Below are 16,385 nucleotides of genomic sequence, written 5' to 3' on the forward strand. Positions count from 1 at the left end.
CGTCCTCGGACGGGTACGGCGCGGAGCACCGGGACACGGCACCCGACCGGGCCATGGACGAGCTGGAGGAGGCCCTGCTCGGGGTGAGCGCCCTGATCGAGTCGACGGTCGCGATCAACCGCGACCGCTACTCGGCCGACCGGCTCGTCACCACGCTCACCGGCCCCTACCGGAGGGTCCTCGACACGGCGGAGCGGATGATCGCCGGCGCCCGCCGGAGCATCGACATCGTGCACGCCCGGCGCCTCCAGGAGGAGGACCGGGCCGAGCGCGCCGAACGGGGCCTGCTGGGCCGGACGGACCCGTCGGTCCAGGTCCGGCTGCTCTGCTCGCCCGAGCTCATCGACGAGGGCTTCGTCAGCGAACAGGTCGACCTGCCGGACCCGGTGGACATCCGGGTGGCCCGGGTCCCCCCGCTCCAGGCGATCCTGGTCGACCGGGAGTCGGCCCTGGTGGTCACCGGCGTGGCCGCCAACCGGCGCGCCGCGGTGATCTGGGTGCCCGAGGTGATCCACACCCTGCAGATCCTCTTCGACAACGTCTGGCGGGGCGCCCTGCCCGCCGCCGACCGCATCGTCTTCGGGGACCGCGCGCGGGCGGCCTTCGCCCGCCAGATCCTCGCCGCGCTGCGCGCCGGCGTCACCGACGAGGTCGCCGCCCGCGACCTCGCCATCTCGGTGCGCACCTACCGGCGCTACGTCGCCGAGATCATGACCCTGCTGGGCGCCAACTCCCGCTTCCAGGCCGGAGTCCGGGCGGCCGAGCTGGGCCTGCTGCCGCTGACCCGCCCCGGCTCCGGTTCCGGTGCCGCTCCGGGCTCCGGCTGACCCGGCCGGGGGCGTCCTCACCCGAGGCCGCCCCCGGCCGGGCCGGCGTCGGGCCGCTCCGGGTCGGGTCGCCCCGTCTCGGACTGCCCCAAGGGTTGCTCCGCGTCGGGCTGCTCCGCTTCGGCGTGCAGGGTGATCAGCTCGGTCAGCGCGTCGATGTACGCGGCCAGCACCTCGCCCCACGGCAGCTCACTGGCCCGCAGTTGGGCGGTCTCCTGATCCTCGTGCGCCTGCTCGATCTGGCGCAGGACGCACAGCGGGTGGTGGACCCGAGCGGGGTCGCGCTCGTCTTGGTTCATGGAATCTCCTGGTAGCGGCGCCCGTCCCTGGTAAGACCCCCATCCGGATCATTGTCGACGTCCGCCCTATGCGTCGCCTGGAGCCGTTCTGTATCGAGACGTCGGGACACCGCACATTGTTCTCCCAGAAGCAGGACGGATTCAATCCCGAATCCCGTTCCCGCGGACTTCGTTCCGGTGCGCACCGTGAACGGGCGCGCCCCCGCCCGCGGTCAGGGCGCCGGGTCGGCGCCCCGCTCCACCGCCAGGTACGCCAGCACGGCCCGCACCCGGCGGTTGGTGTCCTGGTCGTCGGCGAGGCCGAGCTTGGCGAAGATCGCGGTCGTGTACTTGCTGACCGACCCCTCGGAGAGGAACAGCCGGCCCGCGATCGCCGCGTTGGACAGTCCCTCGGCCATCAGCGCCAGCACCGAGCGCTCCCGCTCGGTCAGCGCCGCCAGCGGGTCCGCGCGCAGCGGCCGGCCCAGCAGCTTGGCGACCACCGTCGGGTCCAGCGCCGTCCCGCCGTCGGCGACCCGGTGGACCGCGTCCATGAACTGCCCGGCGTCCAGCACCCGGTCCTTGAGCTGGTAGCCGATGCCGCCGTGCCCGTCCGCGAGCAGCTCGCGCGCGTACAGCTGCTCCACGTGCTGCGACAGGATCAGCACCGGCAGCCCGGGCACCGCCCGGCGGGCGGTCAGCGCGGCCTGCAGGCCCTCGTCGGAGAAGGCCGGCGGCAGCCGGACGTCGACGATCGACACGTCCGGCCGGTGGGCGAGCAGCGCCTCCAGCGCGGCCGGCCCGTTGTCCACGGCCGCCACCACCTGGTGGCCGTACGCCTCGACCAGGCGCACCATCCCGTCCCGGAGCAGGAAGAGGTCCTCGGCTACGACAATTCGCACGGTACCGCCACAGTGACGCGAGTCGGTCCCCCGGTGGGGCTGTCGATCTCCAGACGTCCGCCGAAGGCCGCCATCCGGCGCCGCACGCCGTCCAGTCCGGAGCCGGGAGCCGCGGTGGCCCCGCCGATCCCGTCGTCGCTCACGCTAGCAGTGAGCGTCCGTCCGGCGTACGACAGTTCGACGCCCACCCGGTCGGCGTGCGCGTGCTTCACGGCGTTGGTGAGCAACTCGGCGACCGAGAAGTACAGCGCCGCCTCGACCGGCCGCTCGGGCCGGGCCGGCACCCGGCTGACCACGTCGACCTCGACCACCGCGTCCAGCGCCAGCGCCCGGACGGCGTCGACCAGGCCGCGTTCGACCAGCACCGGCGGGTTGATGCCGCGCACCAGCGCCCGCAGTTCGGCCAGCGCCCCGGCGGAGTTGGCCCGGGCCTCGGCGAGCAGCCGCTTGGCCGCCTCCGGGTTGCTGTCCACCAGGTGCTCGGCGGCGCCCATCGACATGCCCAGCGCCACCAGCCGGGCCTGCGCGCCGTCGTGCAGGCCGCGCTCGATCCGCTCCAGCTCGGCGGCCTGGGTCTGCGTCAAGTCCGCCCGGATCTCCTCCAGTTCGGCCACCCGCCAGCCCAGCCGGGTCGACGTCACCGGCCCCAGCAGCCACCGTCCGACCGGCCCGAGCACCCGCCAGGCGAACGGCGCCGCCGCCAGCCCCGCCGCGCACAGCACCGCCCCGGACACCGGCCGGTCCGCCGCCAGCAGCGCGCCGAGCACCAGCGCCAGCAGCGGCAGCGCCGCGACCGGCAGCACGGTGACCGACGCCGCCAGCACCCACACCCCGTCCCAGTGCAGCTGCGGGTCGTGGAACCTGGCGTGCACCCGGGCCCGGCGCCGGGCCTCCCGCTCCGAGCGGTGGTACTCCTGCCCGTCCCACCAGAAGCCGGTCGCCATCCTGGTCACCGGCTTCGGCTCCCGGTACACCACTGCCGACTCCAGCCCCAGCCAGCGCCCCGCGCACCGCCGGGCCGCCCCCGCCAGCGCCCGGCTGGTGAACGGGTGCACCGTCCACACCGCGACCGCCACCCACACCGCCACCAGCAGCGTCTCCCCGAACACCGCCAGCGCCCGCAGCGGCCACGCCGCCGTCGTCCCCGCCGACCACGAGTACGCCAGCGCCGACCCCGCCCACCCCACCGGCACCGCCACCAGCGCGAACGGGCAGGTCAGCCCCACCAGTACGGCGGAGCGCCACGCCCCGGTCCCGACCGCGGCCGCCCACTCCGCGGGCCCGCCCCCCGGCGCCCGGCCCGTCCGGTCCGCCCTGCCCACCCTGTCCGCCCTGTCCGCCCCGCCCATCGGAGGGCTCCTTTCGCCGCGGTCACCGATGCCGCCGGTCGGAAGGGCCCGAACGGCGCGCTCCCGAGGCTACGGACCGCCCGCCCGTCCCGGACATGGGGCTGCCCGTACGCGGAGGTGGGCCTGGCCCCACCTCCGCGTACGGGCAGCCCCGGCCGCATCCCGCGCGGGGCCGGTCAGTGCGCGGGGCCGGTCAGTGGCCGAGCGAGTCCGCGCCGCGGTAGCCGGACGGCACGCCCTCGACGAGGACGATGTCGGCGGTCATGTGCCGGGTGCGCAGCGGCAGGATCTCCCGGTAGGCGGGGGAGTCCCACCAGGCGCGGGCCCGCTCGTGGTCGGGGAACTCGATGACGATCGTGCCGCCCTGCCCCCAACTCCCCTCCACGGTCTCGGACCTGCCGCCGTGGACGATGAACCGGCCGCCGAAGGGGTCGAGGGTGGCGTCGATCCGCTCCAGGTACTCGACGATGTCGGGGCCGAACTCGACCGAGTGGATCTGGGCCAGCGCGTAGGCGGTCATGCGGCGCTCCTGGGGTGTGTCGGGAGGGGTGTCGGGAAGGGCGTCGGGAGGGCTGTCGTGAAGGGTCTCGCGGGGTGTGCCGTCCGCTGCCTCCGACGGTAGGCGGTGCGGGCCCGTCGGCGAATCGGTCACGTATCGGTACACCCCGCGAGACCCTTCACGGCCCCCCGGCGGGCCGGTGGATCACCAGGGGACGACGCCGGCGTCCTCGAAGAAGCCGCCGCTCGGGCCGCCGTCCGGGAGGGTGGCGAGCCGGATCGGGGTGGCCGCGCCCTCGGCGGGGGTGCGGGGGCCGTGGAAGCCGGTGAAGTCGGTCGCGACCAGGCCCGGGCAGGCGGCGTTGACGAGGATGCCGGTCCCGGCGAGCTGCCGGGCGTACTGCAGGGTGAGGGCGTTGAGGAAGGACTTCGACGGCGCGTAGGCCGCCATGACGGGGCCGACCTCGGTGTCCGGGTCCGCCTGCCGGGCCAGGGAGCCGACGCTGCTGGAGACGTTGACGATCCGGGGGGAGGCGGAGCGCCGCAGCAGCGGCAGCATCGCGTTGGTCACCCGGACCACGCCCAGGACGTTGGTGTCCACGACGGCGCGCACCACCTCCAGGTCCAGCACGGTCGGGTCCTGCAACCATCCCGGGCCCATCTCGCCCGACACGCCCGCGTTGTTGACCAGGGCGTCCAGCCGTCCGGCCTGCCGTTCGAGCAGGGCCGCGGCGGCGGCGACGCTGCGGTCGTCGGTCACGTCCAGCGGCACCCCGAACGCGTCCGCGCCGTCGGCGCGCAGCCGGTCGACGGCGGCCTCGCGCCGGGCCGCGTCGCGGGCGCCCACGCCGACGCGGTAGCCGAGGCGGCCCAGTCCGGCCGCGATCTCGTAGCCGATGCCCTTGTTCGCGCCGGTCACCAGCGCGGTCTTCGTTTCGCTCATGCCGACGATGCTGGCCGCTGGGCGGGCGGTGCGGCCAACACCGGTACGGTGCCCTGTGATACCCGGCGGGTATCACCGCGTAGGCTGTCGGCCGTGGACACCGTGGAGACCCGCGAGTTGGCGTACTTCGTGGCCGTGGCCGAGGAGTTGCACTTCGGACGCGCCGCCGAGCGGCTCGGGATGGCCCAGCCGCCGCTGTCCCGGGCCATCCAGCAGCTCGAACGGCGGCTGCGGGTACGCCTGTTGGAGCGCAACCGCCGCGGTGTCCGGCTGACCGGCGCCGGGGAGGTGCTGCTCCGGGAGGGCCGGGCGGCCCTCGACGCGGCGGCCGCCGCCGTCCGCCGCACCCGGCGGGCCGGGGGCGCCGACGGCCCGGGCGGCCCCGGCGGGCGGCTGGTGCTCGCGGTGAAGGCGGCCGCCTCGCACGAACTGCTGCGCAAGCTCCTCGACGCCCACGCGGCCGAACCCGGCGGCGCCGAGGTCGAGGTGCTGCTGTGCGGCATGTGCGAGCAGGAGGAACTGCTGCGCGACGGGCGCGCCGACGCCGCGCTCATGCACACGCCGTGGAACTCCCTGGCCGGATTCGACAGCGAGCCACTGGTCACCGAGGGGCAGGTCGCCCTGCTGCCGGCCGGGCACCCGCTGGCCGCCCGCGCGAGCCTGTCGCTGGCCGACATCGGGGACGTCCCCGACCTGCCGCTGGCCCGCTGGCCCTCCCACGGCGTCTACGCCCCCGGCCCGGGCCCGGAGATCCGCGACCAGACCCAGCTGGCCCAACTGATCGCCCTGGGACGCACGGTGGCGGTCGTCCCCGACTCCGCCCGCTCCTGGCTCTGGGCCGAGCACGCGGCCGTCCCGCTGACCGACGCGCCCCTCGTCGTGACCCACCTCGCCTGGCCCGCGCACAGCCGCTCCCTCGCCCTGGCCGGCCTGGTCCGCACGGCCACCCGGCTGTGACCGGGCCCCGGCCCGCCCGGCCCCGGCCCACCCGGCCCCGGCCCGCCGGTCACCGCCCGGCCTGCGCGGGACGGGCGACCGCCCGGTGTGCGGGTCAACTCCCTTCCCGTTCGCCGGGGTTGCTGTGCACCTCGGCCCAGACGACCTCGCGGGCGGTGCCGTTGTTGCGGGAGGGCGGGGAGTAGTGGTGCCCCCAGTGGTCGCCGAGGGCGAGGGCGTCCAGGACGGCCCGGTGGTCGGCGGTGTCGTCGGGGCGGGTGATCGTGAGTTCGATCCGGTAGCCGGTGGGGGTGGTGGCGAGCTTGGCGTCGCCGCCGCCGGCCCGGGAGAGCCGTTCGGCGATCTCCCAGGCGCGCTGTCGTGCGGTGCCGCTCATGAGGCGGCGCCCAGGACGGGACGGGCGGGACGGGCGGGACGGGCGGCGGGGCCGAGCGGCGGGCGCGCCGGTGAGCGCTCCGGTGGGGGAGCGGCGGGCAACTCGCCGCGCAGGTAGGCGAGTTCGGCCAGGGCCTCGGCCAGCTTCTGCACCCAGGGCAGGCCGACGCACCCCAGCGCGAGGGCCCCGAACTCCGGCAGCACGTCGTCCCGGTAGACGGGCGACAACCCGGCCGGCGGGTCCAACCGGGCTGCTCTGAACGCCTGTTCCAGCAGATCGGCGGCCTGCTCGGGCTCGGTGAACCTGCCGCGCAGGAACCGCTGGAGGACGTCGCCCTCCTCCAACGGCTGTCCGGTGTACCGCACGTGCTTCCTCGCCTCGATGTCGGTGTCGATGTGGATGTGAGTGTGGATGTGGATGGAGGCCGGTCAGCTCGACGGCCGACCCGCGGGCCGGACGATTCCCGCCCGCACCAGGTCCGCGAACGCCGGATGGCGCACCCCGCCCCGGCCGACCGGCCAGGGCTCGCCCCCGTCCGGGCCGACGGGGCGCAGCAGCAGTTCGCCCTGCTCGGTCACCCGGGAGAGCTCGCCGATGCGGCCGGTCGCGGTGTCGAACAGCAACTCGCCATATTCGTAAAGTCGTTCGACCCCGGCCGCCCCGGTGAACTCCCCGCCGCGCACGGCGTGCACGTAGGGCGCGCCCGTCCAGACCAGGGTGGCCAACTCGCCCGCCACGTACGGGGCGACGCCGCCGAGTTGCACCAGGTAGGCGCCGGTGGCGGTCTTCTCCACCGCCAGCGAAGGCAGCCTGAGGCCCGCCGAGTTGAAGGCGTCCCGGACCGCGTCGCGCACCTTGTACGCGAAGGCGCGCTCGCTCCTGTCCAGCCGGTCAAGCAGGGAGTTGCCCACCGATGGTCACCGCCCGTTCCCTGTTCTCGCCAATGTGTCATCAGGATCGGCATTCGGGCGTAGCATCGGAAGCCTTCCGCACTTGACTCTTGTCCCGTGGGGGACTCGGCGTCGAAAGAGTGATCGAGCATGCGTCGTACGGAACTTGACCCCTCGTCATCTCCCGCTGCTGCTTTCGGCCTACAGCTCCGCAGGTCGCGGGAGATACGGAACCTGTCCCAGGTGCAGCTCGGCGACCTCATGGGGTACAGCGACACCCTCATCTCGTGCATCGAAAGAGCTACCCGCAGTCCCACCGCTGACTTCGCGGCCCGGGCCGACGAGGCGCTGGCCACCGGCGGGACGCTGGGGCTGATGTGGTGGAGCCTCAAGAACCAGAGCCTGCTGGAGGGCTTCCCCGAGTACGCGGCGGAGGAAGCGAAGGCGGTGGAGATCCGCCTGTTCGAACTGGGCATCGTCCCGGGGCTGCTACAGACCTCGGCCTACGCGCGGGCGGTGGCTCAGGCCGCTGTGAAGCGCGGCGCGATCACCCAGGCGCAGGCGGACGAGCGGATGGACTTCCTCGCGGCCCGCCAACGCCTGTTCGACCAGTCGAAGCCGCCGCTGCTGCACGTCGTCCTGGACGAGAGCTGCATCAGGCGTCCGATCGGCGGCCGGGAGGTGATGGCGGCTCAACTCGACCATCTCGTGGAGCTGTCGGACCGACCGAACGTCACCCTGCAGCTCGCCCCGTACAGCCTGGGAGAGATTGTGCCGTTCTACATGTCGGTGACCCTGCTGACCATGGCCGATCGATCCGTACTCGCGTACACGGAATCCCAGCACCGGGGCATCCTCACGCGTGAAATCGAGACCGTCCGACCGTGGGAGAGGGACTACCATCGGCTCCAGGTGGAAGCCCACGGCACGTCGGCTTCCGTGGCGAAGATCAGCAGGCTTCGGAAGGAAGACCATGGACCGTGACCACGACCTGAGCCGTGCGGAGTTCCGCAGCTCCAGCTACAGCGCCAACGGCGGTCAGTGCATCCAGCCGGCGACGAACCTGTACGCGGCGCGCGGCATCGTGCCGGTGCGTGACTCGAAGGACCAGGGCGGGCCGGTGCTGGTCTTCCCGGCGGCGGCCTGGGCCGCCTTCTGCGCCGCCACCGCCGCCGGTGAGTTCGGCGAGATCTGACCTTCGGTCAACTCCGTTCAGCCGGGCGCCCCCTTCTCGGAGGGGGCGTTCTGCTGTCCGGGAGGTTCTGGCGGATCGGGCCCTCCCGGTGCGGCGGAGGAACTAGCATCGGCGTCAGGTGGGAGCCGACGGCATGTCGGCTTCCGCGGCGACAGCCGACGGCCTTCGGGAGGGACACCATGGACCGTGACCACGACCTGAGCGGTGCGGAGTTCCGCAGCTCCAGCTACAGCGACAACGGCGGTCAGTGCATCCAGCCGGCGACGAACCTGCACGCGGCCCACGGCATCGTGCCGGTGCGTGACTCGAAGGACCAGGGCGGGCCGGTGCTGGTCTTCCCGGCGGCAGCCTGGGCCGCTTTTTGCGCCGCCACCGCCGCCGGTGAGTTCGGCGAGATCTGACCTCCGGTCAACTCCGTTCAGCCGGGCCGCCCCCTCCTCGGAGGGGGCGTTCTGCTGCCCGGGAGGTTCTGGCGGATCGGGCCCCCCGGCGCGACGGAGGAACTAGCATCGGCGTCAGGTGGAAGCCGACGGCATGTCGGCTTCCGCGGCGACAGCCGACGGCCTTCGGGAGGGACACCATGGATCGTGACCACGACCTGAGCGGCGCGGAGTTCCGCAGCTCCAGCTACAGCAACAACGGCGGTCAGTGCATCCAGCCGGCGACGAACCTGCACGCGGCCCACGGCATCGTGCCGGTGCGCGACTCGAAGGACCAGGGCGGGCCGGTGCTGGTCTTCCCGGCGGCAGCCTGGGCCGCCTTCTGCGCCGCCACCGCCGCCGGTGAGTTCGGCGAGATCTGACCCGCGCCCGCCCGGGCCGACCGCTGCGCGGCGCACCAGGACGACCGCCTGCCCGGCGCCGACGCGGCGCCCCGCGAGTTCGAGGTCGTGGCGGGCCCGGCCGAGCAGGGCGCGCAGCCGGGTAGGGCGCGCAGCCGGGCCGTTCGGCGGAGGGGCGGGCTCACCGCCAGTTGCTGGTTCCGCCCAGGAACTCCACCAGCGGCAGGCCCTCGTCGTCGGCCTCGGCGTCCCAGTAGTCGTAGGTGACCTGCCAGAACGGGCCGAGCTGCTTGCCCCACGGCAGCCGGTAGCGGTGCACGAACGCGGGTCGGCCGGGCTGGACGACCACGATGCGCTGGCTCAGCAGGAACCGGCCGTTCTCGTGGCGGATCTCCGTCCGGTCGTCGACGACGGTCGACCAGTCGCCGATCCGCAGCACCCGCCGACCGTCGACCTCCCGCACCTCCGCCGTCACCCGGCCCAACCGGTACCGCTGGACGGCCTCGGTGTGTCCGGACTCCACTGCGTCCACCGTGCGGCTCCCCCCGGGGCTGGCACGGCCCGGGGCGGGCCGCGCTGCTCCGATGTTCCTCCGCTCCGGGAGGCGGCACAAGACCGGGAGGCGGCACACCAACGGCCCGGGCCCGGGAACGCACCTGCGCGTTCCCGGGCCCGGGCCGTTGGCGGAGGCGGGGCGTCAGGTCAGGGCCGGGTCGAGGGTGGCGAGGGACTGGAGGATCTGGTCGACGCTCTGCTTGGCGTCGCCGAAGAGCATGCTGGTGTTGTCGCGGAAGAACAGCGGGTTCTGGACGCCCGCGTAGCCGGAGGCCATGGAGCGCTTGAAGACGACGACGCGTTCGGCCTCCCAGACCTTGAGGACGGGCATGCCGGCGATGGGGCTGGCGGGGTCGTCGAGGGCGGCGGGGTTGACGGTGTCGTTGGCGCCGATGACCAGGACGACGGAGGTCTCGGCGAAGTCGTCGTTGATCTCGTCCATTTCGAGCACGATGTCGTAGGGGACCTTGGCCTCGGCGAGCAGGACGTTCATGTGCCCGGGGAGGCGCCCGGCCACCGGGTGCACGCCGAAGCGGACCTCGACGCCGCGTTCGCGCAGCCGGCGGGTCAGGTCGGCGACGGGGTGCTGGGCCTGGGCGACGGCCATGCCGTAGCCGGGGGTGATGATGACGGACTTGGCGGCGGCCAGCAGTTCGGCGGTCTCCCGGGCGCTGACCTCGTGGTGCTCGCCCTGTTCGGCGTCGCCGCTCGCCGGGGCCTCGATGCCGAAGCCGCCCGCGATGACGGACAGGAAGGAGCGGTTCATCGCCTTGCACATGATGTACGAGAGGTAGGCGCCGGAGGAGCCGACCAGCGCGCCGGTGACGATCAGCAGGTTGTTGTCGAGCAGGAAGCCCGCGGCGGCCGCCGCCCAGCCGGAGTAGCTGTTGAGCATGGAGACCACCACCGGCATGTCGCCGCCGCCGATCGAGGCGACCAGGTGCCAGCCGAGCAGCAGGGCCAGCACCGTGACGGCGACCACCAGGCCCAGCGAGGGCGCGACGGTGAACCAGGCGGTGAGCGCGACGAAGGCGCCGAGCGCGCCCAGGTTGAGCGCGTTCTTGCCGGGCAGCACGAGCGGCCGGGAGGCGATCTTGGCGGAGAGCTTCAGGTAGGCGACGATCGAGCCGGTGAAGGTGACCGCGCCGATGAAGATGCCGATGAACACCTCGGCGTGGTGGATGGTCAGCAGGTCGGCGGTGACGGCGGTCTGGGCGTCGCCGTGCCGCTCCACCTCCAGGTAGCTGTTCCAGCCGACCAGGACGGCGGCCAGGCCGACGAAGCTGTGCAGGACGGCGATCAGCTCCGGCATCTGGGTCATCTCGACCCGGCGGGCCCGCCACAGGCCGATCGCGGCGCCGAGCACCATCGCGAGCAGGATCAGCGCGACGGCGCCCGCGCTGATCGAGCGGGAGGCGACCACGATCGTGGCGGTCAGGGCGAGGGCCATCCCGGCGATGCCGTAGACGACACCGGCCCGGGAGGTGCGGTGCTGGGAGAGCCCGGCCAGGCTGAGGATGAACAGCAGGGCGGCGACCAGGTCCGCGGCGTGCGCGGCGGTGAGGGACGTCATCTCGGCTCAGCCTTTCGAGAACATGCTCAGCATGCGGCGGGTGACGGCGAAACCGCCGAAGACGTTCACGCTGGTCAGCAGGATCGCCACGAAGGACAGCACGGTGACCAGGGTGCTCTCGTGCCCGATCTGCAGCAGCGCGCCGATCACCACGATCCCGGAGATCGCGTTGGTGACCGACATCAGCGGGGTGTGCAGGGCGTGGTGGACCTTGCCGATCACGTAGTAGCCGATCACCACGGCGAGCGCGAACACCGTGAAGTTCTCCGCCAGTTGGGGCGGCGCGAAGGCGACCAGCAGGAACAGCGCGAGCATCCCGGCGCCGATCAGCCCGAACCGGACGGCCGGGGTGGCCCGGGCGGGCTCGGCGGCGGGCGGGGCGGCCGGGGCCGGGGGCGCGGCGGGCGCCGCCGAGACGGCGACCGGCGGGGGCGGCCAGGTGGTCGCGCCGTCGCGGACGACCGTCACCGCGCGCTGCACCACGTCCTCGAAGTCGATCGCCAACTGCCCGTCCTTGCCCGGCGTGAGCAGCTTCAGCAGGTTCACCAGGTTGGTGCCGAACAGCTGCGAGGCCTGCGCGGGCAGCCGGGACGCCAGGTCGGTGTAGCCGATCAGGGTCACCCCGTTGTCGGTGACCACCGTCCGCCCGGCCACCGTGCCGGCCACGTTGCCGCCCTGCGCGGCCGCCATGTCGACGACCACGCTGCCCGGCTTCATCGCCGCCACGTCCTCGGCGGTGAGCAGCTTCGGCGCGGGCCGGCCGGGGATCAGCGCGGTGGTGATCACGATGTCCACGTCCGCGGCCTGGGCCCGGTACAGCGCGGCGGCGGCCCGGTCGTAGTCCGCCGAAGTGGCCTTCGCGTACCCGTCGGTGCTCGCCTCCTGGACGGCCTGCACCGCCAGGTACTCGCCGCCCAACGACTTCACCTGGTCGGCGACCTCGGGGCGCGGGTCGGTGGCCCGGACGATCGCGCCCAGGCTGGAGGCGGCGCCGATCGCGGCCAGCCCGGCCACGCCCGCGCCCGCCACCAGCACCTTCGCCGGCGGCACCTTGCCGGCCGCGGTGACCTGCCCGGTGAAGAACCGGCCGAAGGCGTGCGCGGCCTCGATCACGGCCCGGTACCCGGCGATGTTCGCCATCGAGCTGAGCACGTCCATCGACTGCGCCCGGGAGATCCGCGGCACCGCGTCCAGCGACAGCGCCGTCACCCCGCGGGCCGCCAGCGCGGCCAGCAGCTCCGGGTGCTGCGCGGGCGCCAACAGCCCGACCAGGGCAGCGCCTTCGCGCAGCCGGGCCACCTCGGCGTCCGAGGGCGCGTTCACCTTCAGCACCACGTCGGCCGCCCAGGCGTCCCCGGTGGCGGCGCCCGCCGCCGCGTACGCCGCGTCGTCGAAACCGGACGCCGCACCGGCCCCCGGCTCGACGACCACGTCGTAGCCGAGGGCCAGCAGGCCGCGCACGGTGGCCGGAGTCGCCGCCACCCGGGTCTCCCCGGGGGCGGACTCGGCCACCACGCCGACCCGTTGGGGCGGGCGGGGCGAGGAGTCGTATCCAGACATCGCTCGTTCTCTCTCGTCGGAGGAGGTGGTGCCGGACGTGTTCCGTGACCGGAGGGGAACTACTCCCCCTGGTCGCAGGAACCTAGACTCCCGACCCCCTCCGGCAGAACGGGGCGAACGGTGAAATGTGTCACCACAACTCCCACCGACCGGACTACACCCGGCGGGGGGCGGCGGGGTCAGGCCAGGCCGGGGTGGATCAGCCGGCCGTGCCGGATGAGGGAGGCGGACTGCTTCAGGCGGCGCGCCCGGACGCTGATCTCGTAGTCGCCGATGCCCTCGACCGGGGCCAGCCGGGTGGTGAGGTAGCGGTAGAAGTCGGGGGTGTCCCGGCAGATGACCACCGCCATCAGGTTGTGCCGGCCGCTGATCGCGGCGGCGAAGGCGCACTCGCCGTGGCCGCCGACCTCCTCGCCGACGCGGTGCAGCCGGGCCAGGTCGACCCGCAGCCACAGGGTGGCGTTCAGCTCGTAGCCCAGGCGTTCGGGCAGGGAGTCGACGTCGTAGGTGAGCGATCCGGCCGCCTCCAGGGCCTCCAGGCGGCGGGCGACCCGCGGCTTGGACCAGCCGGTCAGCTCGGCGAGGCGGGTGTGGGTGGCCCGGCCGTCCTCCGCCAGCGCGTCCAGCAGCGGCAGGTCCTCCTCGGGCAGCGGCAGCGGGGGATCGGCCGGGACGGGCCGGTCGGCGATCAGCCGGCGCACCTGCCCGGGGGTGAGCGAGGCGCCGGAACCGGCCCAGGACGCGGTGCCCGGGCCGCCGTAGGTGCGCACCACCAGGTCGACGTTCACGTCCAGGACGGCGCTCGCCCGGGGCAGTTGGCGCAGCAGCAGGTCGTCGCCCGCGGTGCCGGCGGGGGAGCGGATGATGCAGATGATCTCCGAGCCGCCGGAGGCGATCCCGACGTACGCCACCTCGGAGCGGCGGGCCAGGGACGCCGCCAGCGGGCCGACCGCGTCCGGACGGCAGCGCAGCCGGGCGATCCACTCCGCCTGCCCGGGCGCGCTCGGGTTGCCGAGGGCGACGACGCGCAGCACGCCGTCCCGGCGCAGGGCGGCGTAGCGGCGCGCCACGGTCTGTTCGGACACGCCCAGCACCTCGCCGAGCCGCCGGAACGGGACCCGGGGCGCGCACTGCAGGCCGTGGAGGATTTTTCGGTCCAGATCGTCTGGCATGGCGGAACTATGCCACTTCATCGGCCATGGATGGAGGTTCGTGCACGCGTGGCGGGATCGGCTGCCGGTTTCGACCGCGGACCGGCGAAGCTGGTCGGCGGCTCCGCGGGCGGCCGCCGCCGACCACCGCCGGCCGCCGCCCCGGGCCCGGGCCCGCCGGACGGCGGTGCGCCGAGGACGCGGGGCCCGCGCCCCGCAGCAGCCGAAGGAACCACCGCGTGAACTCCGCAACGACCCCGGGCCCCGGCGCGGCCGGTCAGGCCGGTCAGGCCGTCGAGGGCGGTCGGGCCGCCACGCTCGTGCTGGCCTGTCTGGGCGTCTTCGTCGCCTACCTGCCCGTCACCACCGTGTCGGTGAGCCTGCCCGCGATCCAGCGCGCGCTGGGCGCCTCCACCTCCCAACTCTCCTGGGTGTCGGACGCGTTCGTGCTGCCGATGGCCGCGCTGATCCTCACCACCGGCGTCCTGGGCGACGTCCACGGCCGCAAGAAGGTCTTCCAGGCCGGGCTGGCGTTCTGCGCATCGGGCGCCGCGGTCGCGCTCTCGGCCGGGTCGGTGCAGGTGCTGTGGATCGGCCAGGCCGCCTCCGGCCTCGGCGCCGCCGCCCTGCTGCCCACCACGCTCGCGCTGATCAGCCACGCCGTGCCCGACCACCGCGAACGCGGCAAGTACATCGGCTTCTGGGCGATGAGCATGCTGGCCTCGCTCGCCGTCGGCCCGCTGATCGCCGGCGCGCTGCTGGCGCACACCGGCTGGCGCTGGATCTTCCTGCTGCCCGTCCCGGTGTCGCTGCTGGTGCTGGTGGTCGCGGCGCTCCGGCTGCCCGACTCGCGCGCCCCGCACGGCCGCCGGCTCGACTGGCCCGGCCAGGTCACCGCCGCGGTCGCCGTCACCGCGCTGGTCTACGGCGTCATCGAGGGCGGCGCGGACGGCTTCGGCGAACCCGCCGTGCTGGCCGCGCTGGCGCTCGGCGCGCTCTCCGGCACCGCCTTCGTCCTGGTCGAACGGCGCAGCGCGAGCCCGATGCTGGACCCGGCGCTGTTCCGCAGCCCCGCGTTCACCGCCACCGCGCTGGTCGCCATGGTCAGCTTCCTCGGCCTGATCGGCTTCTTCTTCGTGCTCAGCCTGTACTTCGGCATGGTGCAGCACCTGAGCACCATGCAGGGCGCCCTGCGACTGGTGCTGGTCTCCGGCACCTCGCTGCTGGCCGGACTGCCGGTCGGACGGCTGATGCACCGCGTCCCCTCCCGGGTGCTGATCACCTCGGGGCTGGTGCTGACCGCCGCCGCGCTGCTCGCCATGACCGGCGTCGACGCCGACACCTCCTACCCGGCGCTGGCCTGGCGGTTGGTGCTGCTCGGCCTCGGCATGGGCCTGGTGCTCACCCCGATGACGGCCACCGCGGTCTCCGCCGTCCCCTTCCACCTGGCCGGGATGGCGGCCGCGGGCAACAACGCGATCCGCCAGGTCGGCGGCGCGCTCGGCCCGGCCGTCCTCGGCACGCTGCTCACCACCCGCGCCCTGGACGCCCTGCCCGGACGGCTCGCGGACGCGGGCGTCCCCGCCGAGAGCGCCGCGCGCGTCCTGGACGCCACCCGCGAACAGGGCCTCGGCGCCGTCGCCGGGCTCGACCTCGGCCCCGCCACCGGCCGGGCGCTGGCCGCACTGGGCGGATCGTTCCTGGACGGCATGCGGCTGTGCCTGCTGGTCTCCGCCGCCCTCGCCCTGCTCGCCGCGCTGGCCTGCGCCCTGCTGCTGCGCCCGACGGCCCGCCCGACCCCGGCCGGCCGCCCCGGAGACCGGACGCCCGAGTCGGCGGCCACCCCGCAGAGCTGAACCGGCCCGCCGGGGTGCGCGGGCCGGGATGCGGGCCGGGGGCGCGGCCGTCCGTGGGGTCAGGCCGGTGCAGCGGCGCTCCTCCAGGGCCAGGATCTCGGCCCGGCCACCGTCCCGCTCGGCTTCCTCCTCGGCCGGGCGGGCTCCCGGCCGCGCCCCGACACTGACTGACCGTCAGTCCCCCCTGCCACGCTGCCTCCCATGACCAACAGCAACCCCACCCTGCAGCGCACCGACTGGCACACCACCCACCTCGGCAGCCAGCCCATCCCCGTCCACTGCGGCCGCCTCGCCTACGACATCGACCTCGGCGAGTGGGAGTGCGCCTGGTGCGACGACCGCATCCACGTCCGCGACGTCCCGGACTGGCCGCACCCCGCGCGGAACGCGCGGTAGCCGGGCGGCCCCCGGGTGCTCGCGACGGCCCCGGTGCTCGTCCCGGCCCCCGGTGCTCGTCCCGGCCCCCGTCACGGTGCCGGGACGGACGGGTCTGTGCCGGAGGGCGCCCGGAGGGTCGGGAAGTGCCGCCGGACCTCCTCGGCCGGCTCCTCCCGGCGGTCCTCCGGGAGACGCGGTCGGCGGTGTCCGGCCACGCTGCCGTAGAGCGGGATCGTGCGGGCGGGCGAGGAAGCTCGTGCCGTCCGGTGCAGTACAGCGGGTGGACCCCGCCGCCGGGACGATCCCAGGAACGCAA

Annotated in this window: 20 protein-coding genes; 8 read left to right on the forward strand and 12 right to left on the reverse strand. The window is 74.3% G+C overall.

Annotated elements, in window-relative coordinates; translation table 11 throughout:
- Positions 1–53 precede the first annotated feature (53 nt).
- Positions 54–827 (forward strand): LuxR family transcriptional regulator, encoded by a 774-nt coding sequence (locus HUT16_RS28115; protein WP_176190839.1) that lies wholly within the window; start codon positions 54–56, stop codon positions 825–827.
- 17 nt (positions 828–844) lie between these two features.
- Here HUT16_RS28115 and HUT16_RS28120 read toward each other — a convergent pair whose 3' ends face one another.
- The 5 genes from HUT16_RS28120 to HUT16_RS28140 all read right to left on the reverse strand — a co-directional run bounded on the left by HUT16_RS28120 (position 845) and on the right by HUT16_RS28140 (position 4,797).
- Entirely contained in the window at positions 845–1,126 is a 282-nt protein-coding gene (locus tag HUT16_RS28120) for a DUF6269 family protein (RefSeq protein WP_176190840.1), read from the reverse strand.
- A gap of 212 nt (positions 1,127–1,338) precedes the next feature.
- Complete coding sequence (locus HUT16_RS28125) at positions 1,339–2,007, reverse strand: response regulator transcription factor (RefSeq protein WP_176190841.1); 669 nt, start codon at positions 2,005–2,007, stop codon at positions 1,339–1,341.
- Positions 1,992–3,233: a sensor histidine kinase gene (locus HUT16_RS28130; protein ID WP_217712101.1), complete on the reverse strand. Its 1,242-nt coding sequence runs from the start codon at positions 3,231–3,233 to the stop codon at positions 1,992–1,994. Before HUT16_RS28130 ends, HUT16_RS28125 begins: the two co-directional genes overlap by 16 nt.
- Before the next feature lie 316 nt (positions 3,234–3,549).
- The gene (locus HUT16_RS28135) at positions 3,550–3,876 is read right to left on the reverse strand and encodes a DUF1330 domain-containing protein (protein WP_176190843.1); all 327 of its coding nucleotides are present in this window, start codon (positions 3,874–3,876) and stop codon (positions 3,550–3,552) included.
- A 183-nt stretch (positions 3,877–4,059) separates the two neighbouring features.
- Positions 4,060–4,797 (reverse strand): SDR family oxidoreductase, encoded by a 738-nt coding sequence (locus HUT16_RS28140; RefSeq protein WP_176190844.1) that lies wholly within the window; start codon positions 4,795–4,797, stop codon positions 4,060–4,062.
- Positions 4,798–4,890: 93 nt separating this feature from the next.
- Between HUT16_RS28140 and HUT16_RS28145 the strand changes: the two genes are divergently transcribed.
- On the forward strand, positions 4,891–5,754 hold the full coding sequence (locus tag HUT16_RS28145; protein ID WP_176190845.1) for a LysR family transcriptional regulator: 864 nt from the start codon (positions 4,891–4,893) through the stop codon (positions 5,752–5,754).
- Between the two features lie 94 nt (positions 5,755–5,848).
- Here HUT16_RS28145 and HUT16_RS28150 read toward each other — a convergent pair whose 3' ends face one another.
- From HUT16_RS28150 to HUT16_RS28160, 3 genes are all read right to left on the reverse strand, one after another.
- The gene (locus HUT16_RS28150) at positions 5,849–6,130 is read right to left on the reverse strand and encodes a hypothetical protein (RefSeq protein WP_176190846.1); all 282 of its coding nucleotides are present in this window, start codon (positions 6,128–6,130) and stop codon (positions 5,849–5,851) included.
- Complete coding sequence (locus HUT16_RS28155; RefSeq protein WP_176190847.1) at positions 6,127–6,495, reverse strand: hypothetical protein; 369 nt, start codon at positions 6,493–6,495, stop codon at positions 6,127–6,129. The genes HUT16_RS28150 and HUT16_RS28155 overlap by 4 nt, the downstream gene beginning before the upstream one ends.
- 63 nt (positions 6,496–6,558) lie before the next feature.
- Positions 6,559–7,041 carry a hypothetical protein gene (locus tag HUT16_RS28160; RefSeq protein ID WP_176190848.1) on the reverse strand — a complete coding sequence of 161 codons (483 nt, stop codon included), beginning with the start codon at positions 7,039–7,041 and terminating at the stop codon, positions 6,559–6,561.
- A gap of 129 nt (positions 7,042–7,170) precedes the next feature.
- Between HUT16_RS28160 and HUT16_RS28165 the strand changes: the two genes are divergently transcribed.
- The 4 genes from HUT16_RS28165 to HUT16_RS28180 all read left to right on the forward strand — a co-directional run bounded on the left by HUT16_RS28165 (position 7,171) and on the right by HUT16_RS28180 (position 9,017).
- Positions 7,171–8,004 (forward strand): helix-turn-helix transcriptional regulator, encoded by an 834-nt coding sequence (locus HUT16_RS28165; protein WP_176190849.1) that lies wholly within the window; start codon positions 7,171–7,173, stop codon positions 8,002–8,004.
- A complete protein-coding gene (locus HUT16_RS28170; RefSeq protein WP_176190850.1) occupies positions 7,994–8,215 on the forward strand; it encodes a DUF397 domain-containing protein in 222 nt (73 codons plus the stop codon). Before HUT16_RS28165 ends, HUT16_RS28170 begins: the two co-directional genes overlap by 11 nt.
- 179 nt (positions 8,216–8,394) lie before the next feature.
- Positions 8,395–8,616, forward strand: coding sequence for a DUF397 domain-containing protein (locus tag HUT16_RS28175; RefSeq protein WP_176190851.1), 222 nt, complete (start codon positions 8,395–8,397; stop codon positions 8,614–8,616).
- 179 nt (positions 8,617–8,795) lie between these two features.
- On the forward strand, positions 8,796–9,017 hold the full coding sequence (locus HUT16_RS28180) for a DUF397 domain-containing protein (RefSeq protein WP_176190852.1): 222 nt from the start codon (positions 8,796–8,798) through the stop codon (positions 9,015–9,017).
- 160 nt (positions 9,018–9,177) lie between these two features.
- Here the strand turns inward: HUT16_RS28180 and HUT16_RS28185 are convergent, their stop codons facing one another.
- The 4 genes from HUT16_RS28185 to HUT16_RS28200 form a co-directional block, all read right to left on the reverse strand.
- Positions 9,178–9,528 (reverse strand): hypothetical protein, encoded by a 351-nt coding sequence (locus HUT16_RS28185; protein WP_176190853.1) that lies wholly within the window; start codon positions 9,526–9,528, stop codon positions 9,178–9,180.
- A gap of 165 nt (positions 9,529–9,693) precedes the next feature.
- Entirely contained in the window at positions 9,694–11,124 is a 1,431-nt protein-coding gene (gene pntB / locus HUT16_RS28190; protein ID WP_176190854.1) for a Re/Si-specific NAD(P)(+) transhydrogenase subunit beta, read from the reverse strand.
- Positions 11,125–11,130: 6 nt separating this feature from the next.
- Complete coding sequence (locus tag HUT16_RS28195; RefSeq protein WP_176190855.1) at positions 11,131–12,684, reverse strand: Re/Si-specific NAD(P)(+) transhydrogenase subunit alpha; 1,554 nt, start codon at positions 12,682–12,684, stop codon at positions 11,131–11,133.
- 179 nt (positions 12,685–12,863) lie between these two features.
- Positions 12,864–13,856, reverse strand: coding sequence for an Lrp/AsnC family transcriptional regulator (locus HUT16_RS28200; protein WP_176190856.1), 993 nt, complete (start codon positions 13,854–13,856; stop codon positions 12,864–12,866).
- A 299-nt stretch (positions 13,857–14,155) separates the two neighbouring features.
- On the opposite strand from HUT16_RS28200, the gene HUT16_RS28205 reads away from it, so the two are divergent.
- Complete coding sequence (locus HUT16_RS28205; protein WP_176192907.1) at positions 14,156–15,691, forward strand: MFS transporter; 1,536 nt, start codon at positions 14,156–14,158, stop codon at positions 15,689–15,691.
- A gap of 201 nt (positions 15,692–15,892) precedes the next feature.
- Entirely contained in the window at positions 15,893–16,087 is a 195-nt protein-coding gene (locus HUT16_RS28210) for a hypothetical protein (protein WP_176190857.1), read from the forward strand.
- Positions 16,088–16,385: the final 298 nt, after the last annotated feature.

Source organism: Kitasatospora sp. NA04385, assembly GCF_013364235.1.
Lineage (GTDB): Bacteria > Actinomycetota > Actinomycetes > Streptomycetales > Streptomycetaceae > Kitasatospora.

Coding starts and splice junctions, on each gene's coding strand:
- HUT16_RS28115 (WP_176190839.1), top strand. CDS start 54: ATGGACGAGCTGGAGGAGGCCCTGCTCGGGGTGAGCGCCCTGATCGAG.
- HUT16_RS28120 (WP_176190840.1), bottom strand. CDS start 1,126: ATGAACCAAGACGAGCGCGACCCCGCTCGGGTCCACCACCCGCTGTGC.
- HUT16_RS28135 (WP_176190843.1), bottom strand. CDS start 3,876: ATGACCGCCTACGCGCTGGCCCAGATCCACTCGGTCGAGTTCGGCCCC.
- HUT16_RS28140 (WP_176190844.1), bottom strand. CDS start 4,797: ATGAGCGAAACGAAGACCGCGCTGGTGACCGGCGCGAACAAGGGCATC.
- HUT16_RS28150 (WP_176190846.1), bottom strand. CDS start 6,130: ATGAGCGGCACCGCACGACAGCGCGCCTGGGAGATCGCCGAACGGCTC.
- HUT16_RS28165 (WP_176190849.1), top strand. CDS start 7,171: ATGCGTCGTACGGAACTTGACCCCTCGTCATCTCCCGCTGCTGCTTTC.
- HUT16_RS28170 (WP_176190850.1), top strand. CDS start 7,994: ATGGACCGTGACCACGACCTGAGCCGTGCGGAGTTCCGCAGCTCCAGC.
- HUT16_RS28175 (WP_176190851.1), top strand. CDS start 8,395: ATGGACCGTGACCACGACCTGAGCGGTGCGGAGTTCCGCAGCTCCAGC.
- HUT16_RS28180 (WP_176190852.1), top strand. CDS start 8,796: ATGGATCGTGACCACGACCTGAGCGGCGCGGAGTTCCGCAGCTCCAGC.
- pntB (WP_176190854.1), bottom strand. CDS start 11,124: ATGACGTCCCTCACCGCCGCGCACGCCGCGGACCTGGTCGCCGCCCTG.
- HUT16_RS28195 (WP_176190855.1), bottom strand. CDS start 12,684: ATGTCTGGATACGACTCCTCGCCCCGCCCGCCCCAACGGGTCGGCGTG.
- HUT16_RS28200 (WP_176190856.1), bottom strand. CDS start 13,856: ATGCCAGACGATCTGGACCGAAAAATCCTCCACGGCCTGCAGTGCGCG.
- HUT16_RS28210 (WP_176190857.1), top strand. CDS start 15,893: ATGACCAACAGCAACCCCACCCTGCAGCGCACCGACTGGCACACCACC.